At 73.3% G+C, this 5,183-nt stretch carries 5 protein-coding genes; 1 reads left to right on the top strand and 4 read right to left on the bottom strand.

Annotated elements, in window-relative coordinates; translation table 11 throughout:
* Positions 1–877 (top strand): MOSC domain-containing protein (locus tag ACWEVO_RS29430; RefSeq protein WP_452310734.1); only part of this gene is annotated, 877 nt, incomplete at its 5' end.
* A gap of 72 nt (positions 878–949) precedes the next feature.
* Here ACWEVO_RS29430 and ACWEVO_RS29435 read toward each other — a convergent pair.
* The 4 genes from ACWEVO_RS29435 to ACWEVO_RS29450 all read right to left on the bottom strand — a co-directional run bounded on the left by ACWEVO_RS29435 (position 950) and on the right by ACWEVO_RS29450 (position 5,062).
* Positions 950–1,741, bottom strand: a complete 792-nt coding sequence (locus ACWEVO_RS29435; RefSeq protein WP_452310735.1) for an ABC transporter permease — start codon at positions 1,739–1,741, stop codon at positions 950–952.
* A gap of 2 nt (positions 1,742–1,743) precedes the next feature.
* Positions 1,744–2,532 (bottom strand): ABC transporter permease, encoded by a 789-nt coding sequence (locus ACWEVO_RS29440; RefSeq protein WP_452310736.1) that lies wholly within the window; start codon positions 2,530–2,532, stop codon positions 1,744–1,746.
* Positions 2,529–3,551, bottom strand: a complete 1,023-nt coding sequence (locus ACWEVO_RS29445; RefSeq protein WP_452310737.1) for an ABC transporter ATP-binding protein — start codon at positions 3,549–3,551, stop codon at positions 2,529–2,531. Before ACWEVO_RS29445 ends, ACWEVO_RS29440 begins: the two co-directional genes overlap by 4 nt.
* 74 nt (positions 3,552–3,625) lie before the next feature.
* The gene (locus ACWEVO_RS29450) at positions 3,626–5,062 is read right to left on the bottom strand and encodes a serine/threonine-protein kinase (protein WP_452310738.1); all 1,437 of its coding nucleotides are present in this window, start codon (positions 5,060–5,062) and stop codon (positions 3,626–3,628) included.
* Between the last annotated feature and the right edge of the window lie 121 nt (positions 5,063–5,183).

A 5,183-nucleotide genomic window follows, 5' to 3' on the forward strand; every position in this document is an offset into this window, starting at 1 on the left:
CGGCCGCCCTGGTCCGATCGCTGGCGGCGGGCCGGCCGCAGGGGGTCCCGGAGTGATCGGCCGGCTCGCCGGGATCCGGCGCTATCCGGTGAAGTCCCTGCTCGGCGAGGAGTTGGACGCGGTCGACGTGGGCAGCGGCGGGTTGCTCGGCGATCGGCGGTTGGCGCTGCTGCACGGCGCGACCGGCCGGGTGGCCAGCGCGAAGAACCCGTACCGGTGGCGGGCCCTGCTCACCTTGCGGGCGGCCGGTGCCGGTCCGGTCACCGTGACGCTGCCGGACGGCCGCGCCGTCGCGGCCGACGACGACCGGATCGACGGGATCCTCTCCGACCTGCTCGGCGAGGCGGTGACGCTCACCGGCACCCCGCCGGCCGAGGCCGTGCTGGAGCGGTCCCGGCCGGAGGAGGTGCTCGCGGCGGGCGTGAGGGTGCCGGTGACCGTGGACGAGGGGCGGCTCGGCGCCGCCGCACCGCCGGGCAGCTTCGTCGACTTCGCCCCGGTGCACCTGGTGACCACCGCGACCCTGCGCCGGGTCGGCGCGGCCACCGCCGCGGGCGTGGTCGATCCGGCCCGCTACCGGCCGAACCTGCTGCTCGACACCGTCGGCGACGGGTTCGAGGAGAACGACTGGGTCGGCCGGGAGCTGCGGATCGGCGACGAGCTGGTGCTCCGGGTGGTCGCGCCCACGCCCCGCTGCGCGGTGCCGACCCTGGCGCACGGGCCCCTTCCCCGCGACCCGGACGCGTTGCGCGTCCCCGCGCGGCTGAACCGGGTGGTGCCCCTGCCCGGCCTGTCCGCCCAGCCGTGCGTCGGCGCGTACGCGCAGGTGGTGCGGCCGGGCCGGGTCCGGGTGGGCGACTCGGCGGAGCCGGCCTGATACGGCGGCAGCCGCGACAAGACGGCCGCCACCGCCGCCGCGTCACAGCGGGGCCAGGTCGAGGACGAGGTGTCAGTTGCCGGCGCCCTCATACCGGCGCAGTCCCCGGTGGAACGCCCAGCGGGCCGCGAGCACACAGTAGACCGCCACGACCGGCGTGAGCAGCCCGAGCTTGGCCGCACCACCCCGGTCGAGGAGCACCGCGACCGGGAAGAAGCTGACGAACGCGAACGGCACCACCAGGCCGATGGCCAGCCGTACGCCGACGCCGTAGATGGTGATCGGGTAACGCGCCAGTTCGCCCACCTGGTGGATGGCGTAGCCGACGACGCTGTACGGCGCGGTGATCCAGAACGAGCCCGCGTTGGTGGCCAGCGAGATCGCGACCTTGACGATCACCGCGCTGATCAGCAGGACGATGCCGAGCAGCACCTTGCCGGGCGACCAGTCGATGGTGGTGTGCGCCACGCCGAGCGCGAGCAGGATCGAGCCCACCAGGATGTTGCCGATCCCGTTGAGGCCCGCGTCGCTGCTCATCACCTGCAACGTCACCGGGTACGGCCGGACCAGCAGGTAGTCCAACTCCCCCTTGTTGATCTTCATGGCGAGTCGCCAGGTGCCCTCGAAGAACAGCGATCCCACGCCCTCGGCGATGCTCACCATCGCGTACACGACGACGACCTCCCAGAACGTCCAACCGTTGAGCTGGGGGATCTTCGCGAAGATGGCACCGAGGAACACCACGCCGACCACCTGCATGAGCGCAGCCGCCCCGATGAGGATCCAGAAGTCGGCCTCGTACTGGAGGGCGGCGCGCAGGTGGGCGCCGAGCTGGCGGCGGTAGAGCCGGACGATACGGCGCACGGTCAGCCTCCGTGGATCGTGACGCGCCTGATGGCGTGGCGCCAGATGAGCCGGGCCAGCAGCCACAGCGCCACCACCCAGACGAACTGCACGGCGATCATCGCGAGCGCCTCGCCGCCGCGCAGCTGACCGATGAAGATCAGCGCCGGGGTGGCGGACATGCTGGCGAACGGCAGCACCGCGGCGAGCTGCTGCAGCCAGTGCGGGAAGAACGACAGCGGCACCAGCGCGCCGGCGAACAGGCTCACGATGACCAGCCGCGCCCAGTGCACCCCGAGGTAGTTCTGCGTGTAGAAGCAGACCAGCCCCGACATGTAGACCACGAGGAACTTCAGCGGCAGGACGGCGACGAGGCTGAGCGCGAACAGGGCCAGGCCGGACCCACCCGGCCACGGCACCGGCCCGCTGACCAGCAGCACACCCGCGCAGACGAGCAGCGCCATGGCGATCTCGGTCCAGGCCCCGCCGACCGCCTCGGCGAACCGGGCCCGCTGGTAGTCCACCGGCTTGGTCAGGTCCACGGCCACCATGCCGTCCTGGATCCGCCCGGCCATCCGGAAGTCGGCGCTCTGCGACACCAGGGCGCCGCAGACGAACCCCACCAGCAGGTACGCCTTCATGTGCCCCCAGTCGAAGCCGCCCAGGCTGCGTCCGGCGCCCAGCATCACACCCCAGATCGCCAGCATCGCGAACATCTGGAACATGAGCGCGAAGAGGCTCAGGACGAAGTTCAGCCGGTACGCCAGGACGCTGCGGGCCTGCATCCGGGCCAGCGAGGCGTACTTCCTCACGACGATGTCTCCGCGACCAGGCGCAGGTCGCCGGCGTAGACGCGGCGCACGACGTCCTCGATGGCCGGCTCGTCGAGCCGGAAGTCGGCCACCTCGCCGACCGACAGCAGCGCGGTCATCACCTCGCCGGCCGTGAGCCGGAACCGGTCGAAGCGGAGCGTGAAGTCCCGGCGCGGCGCGTCGGCCCCGGCCTCGATCTCGGCCTCGGGCAGTAGCACCGCGACGCGGGCCGGGTCGACCGGCGCGGTGAAGTCGACGTGCAGCTGCCGTTGGCGGGCGAAGCCGTCCTTGACCGCGGCGATCGTACCGTCGAAGATCTTCCGACCCTGGTCGATGATGACGATGCGTCGGCAGACGTCCTCGATGTCGCCGAGGTCGTGGGTGGTGAGCATGAGCGTGGTGCCGTCGGCGCACAGCTCGCGCAGGAACGCCCGGACCCGGTCCTTGACCGAGATGTCCAGGCCGATGGTCGGCTCGTCCAGGTAGACCACGCGCGGGCGGTGCAGCAGCGCGGCCGCCAGGTCGGCGCGCATGCGCTGGCCGAGGGAGAGCTTGCGGGCCACGATCGGCATCAGCTCGCCCAGTTCGAGGATGTCGTCGAAGCGCGCGAGACGCGCCCGGTAGTCGGCGTCGCTCATGTCGTACAGGTCGCGCAGCAGGCCCAGCGAGTCGCGGACCGGCAGGTCCCACCACAGCTGGGTGCGCTGTCCGAAGAGGACCCCGATCTGCCGGGCGTTGGCGTTGCGTTCGCGGTGCGGCACGACGCCCCCGACGTGCACCTCGCCGGCGGTCGGTACGAGGATGCCGGTGAGCAGCTTGATGGTCGTGGACTTGCCGGCGCCGTTGGGCCCGACGTACGCGACGGCCTCACCCTCCTCGACGGTGAGGTCGATGCCGTCGACGGCAACGTGGTCGGAGAAGCGTTGGGTGAACAGGTGCGCCACGGAACCGCCGAGGCCCTCCCGCTTGACCGGCCGCCGGAACACCTTCGTCAGGCCATGAGCCTCAATGATGGACACGCTCCCATGCTAGGAACGCCCTCTCACCGGCGGAGCTGCTTTCCCGCCCGTTGGGCGCGTCGGAGCAGCCGGGCTCAGCCCTGGTTGCGCTCGCGCAGTTGCCCGTACGCGTCGAGCAGTTGCTGGAGCGCGCTGGCCGTGCCCTGGTCGAGCTTGCCGTCGTCGGCGGCCTCGTCGATCTTCTCGCGCAGGTCGTCGAGCCGCTTGGCCCGGTCCTTGGGCTTGCCGCGGTTCAGCTCGGCTGCCTTCCCCCGCAGGTCGTTGGCGGTCTTCCGGTCGACCTGGCCATCGGCGACGGCCTGGTCGAGCACGGCGGCGAACTGGGCGGCGAGTTCGCGCAGGGTGACCGGCGCCGGCGCGGTGGTGGTGGGTTCGGTGGTGGCCGGCTCGGGGGCGGTGGACGACTCGGGAGCGGGCTCCCCGGTCGGTGCGGAGCTGACCGGTCCGGCGCCCGTCGGGGCGTCGGAGTTGCCGTCGAGCAGCAGCGTGCCGACCAGGCCGAGCAGCAGTACGAGTCCGGCCGCGACCAGCACCCCGATGAGCCGGTTCGACCGGGCCGGCGGCCGGGGCGGGGCGGGCGGGGCGGGGCGCACCGGCGCGGCGGCCCGGTCGATCAGCGTCGGCGAGTGCTCGGGCCGGGCGAGGGTGGGCAGGATGGCGGTCGGCGGGTCGGCCGGCTGGCCGGCGCCGAACCGGGCGGCGAGCTGCGCGGCGGTGGGCCGGCGGGCCGGGTCGACGGCCAGGCAGGCCAGGGTGAGCTCGGCGAGGTCGGCGGGCAGCCCGGGGATGCGCAGCGGCGGCACCGCGGGCCGGCGGGCCTGCACGTCGAGCACGTCGTCCCAGGTCTGCACGGGCAGCGGAGCCCGGCCGGTGAGGGTGCGGTAGAGCAGGGCGCCGAGGGCGTACACGTCGCTGGCGGGGTTGGCCGGGCCGGGCGTCATCCGCTCCGGGGCGAAGTAGGCCGGCGTACCCATCAGCAGCTCGCCGGTCTGGCCGGCCAGCGGGTGGCGCGGCCCGGCGAGGGTGGCGATGCCGAAGTCGAGCACCTTGGCGCCGGTCTCGGTGAGCATCACGTTGCCGGGCTTGATGTCGCGGTGGACCACGCCGATCTTGTGCGCGGCGGCCAGCGCGGCGGCGACCTGCCCGGCCAGCCGGACCGCCTCGGGCCAGGCCAGCGGACCGCCGGCCAGCCGGTCGGCCAGGGTGTGCCCTTCGACCAGCTCCATGACCAGGTACGGCACCACCGAGCCGTCGGGCAGGGTGGCCTCACCGTAGTCGTACACCTGGGTCACGTGTGGGTGGGTGAGCCGCGCGGCGGCGCGGGCCTCGCGCTGGATGGTGGCGCGTAGCTGCGGGTCGGCGGCGAGCTGGGTCGCGAGGGCCTTGACCGCCACCGGGCGGTGCAGCACCTCGTCGTCGGCGCGCCACACCTCGGACATCCCGCCGAGCCCGATGCGCTCGCGCAGAACGTACCGGTCGTGCAGTCGCAGCATGGGCGTGAACGGGGACATGGTGGTCCAGTGTGCCTGGCCCCCCGCGGGCCGCACCAACCCGGTGCCCGCTTCCGGACCGGCTGGGCGTTTTCCCACTCGAACGGGCGCGGGCCCCGTGGGGGGGCGCCCCCCGGGCCGG

Source organism: Micromonospora sp. NPDC003776 (assembly GCF_053605645.1).